2 protein-coding genes are annotated in these 1,677 nt (G+C 40.5%); both read left to right on the top strand.

The window, feature by feature from the left end:
- The coding region (locus WBN20_RS05400; RefSeq protein WP_424280985.1) for a GMC oxidoreductase at positions 1–1,331 on the top strand (1,331 nt) is incomplete at its 5' end.
- A gap of 18 nt (positions 1,332–1,349) precedes the next feature.
- Positions 1,350–1,677 (top strand): ASCH domain-containing protein (locus WBN20_RS05395; protein ID WP_424280984.1); only part of this gene is annotated, 328 nt, incomplete at its 3' end.

Raw genomic sequence — 1,677 nt, 5'->3', positions numbered from 1 at the left:
GGAGTGATCTTGACTTCGAAGCCAACCTAATAGAAAGCATTGGGGTAGATTGGCCCGTACGTTATAAGGATATCGCTCCATGGTATGACAAAGTAGAAGAATTTATAGGGGTTAGTGGGGAAAAACTCGGTTTAAGCTATCTCCCCGATGGTAAGTTTCATCCTCCAATGGATCTTATGTGCCCGGAAGAAGACTTAAAAAATATTTTATCTGAGAAGTTCGATGATGGCAGGTTACTCACTATTGGGCGTGTGGCGAATATTACTGATAAAGAGGGCAATATAGAAGGAAGAACTCCCTGTCAGTTTAGAAACAGATGCTGGCGAGGATGCCCTTTCGGAGGCTATTTCAGTAGTAACTCTTCTACACTTCCCGCCGCAGAAAGAACTGGAAACATGACCCTGCGACCAAATTCTATCGTGCATGAAATTATTTATGACGATAATACCAAAAGAGCAACAGGAGTCAGGGTTATTGACAGGGAGAGTCATGAAAATTTTGAATTTGAAGCAAAAGTGATCTTCTTATGTGCCTCTTCAATGGCCTCCGTGGGGATTCTTCTGCAATCCAAATCAGAACGTTTTCCAAATGGCATAGGTAATAATCATGACCAATTGGGCAGAAATATAATGGACCATCACTATCAATTAGGGGCTTCTGCCAAAGTAGAAGGACATTTGGATAAATATTATAAAGGCAGGCGTCCAAATGGATTTTATATTCCCCGGTTTGTAAATATGGATTCAAAGACCTCAAAGAAAGAATACCTAAGGGGTTTTGGTTACCAGGGAGGAGCCAGCAGAGAGGATTGGACCGATTCAGTAGCAGAACTCCGTTATGGAAAAAACTTAAAAGAGGCTGTATTAAAACCAGGAAGCTGGCAAATTGGCGCTACCGGATTTGGCGAAATGCTACCCTACCATGACAATAGAGTTACCCTGAGTGCAACTGAAAAAGACCAATGGGGTCTACCACAGTTAGACTTTGATGTTGAATTTAAAGAAAATGAATATAAAATGCGGGAAGATATTATCAGACAAATTACAGAAATGTTTACCGCCGCCGGATTTAAAGACATAGAACCCTATGAAAGAGCTACCGGTCCTGGTCTTGGCATTCATGAAATGGGAGGAGCACGAATGGGTTGGAACCCCAGGACTTCTGTGGTAAACCAACATAATCAGGTTCATGATGTACCTAATATATATATAACAGACGGGGCCTTTATGACATCTGCGAGTTGTGTTAATCCATCCCTTACCTATATGGCTTTTACGGCCAGGGCAGCCCTTCATGCTTCAAAAGAGATTAATACAGGTAAATTTTCCTAAACCAAAAGTGTATATTTTATGAAAAATGCATCAGCTAGAAATTTGTGGGGAGACTATTTAGACAATCACCTGGAATATGCCTTTTCACACGAACCCAAGGTTACACAAATTGGTGAAAATGAAAAGGAAGTAAAAGAAACGCTCAATTTAATCTTGTCAGGAAAAAAAAGAGCAACTTCTCATTCCTTATTAGGACTCCAGTATAGAAAGGAACCGCTTCCCAGGATTGGAGATTTTACTGTTCTGACAGATTGGAAAGGAGATGCCAAATGTATATTAAGAACAGTGGCTGTTCGCCTTAAACCATTCTTTAGTATAAGGGAATCTTATTCTAAAATTGAAGGGG

The organism is Eudoraea sp. (assembly GCF_049665975.1).
In the GTDB taxonomy this organism is placed as follows: Bacteria; Bacteroidota; Bacteroidia; order Flavobacteriales; family Flavobacteriaceae; genus Eudoraea.
Note: the sequence above shows the minus strand (reverse complement) of the source record. Positions and strands in the feature narration are given on the sequence as shown.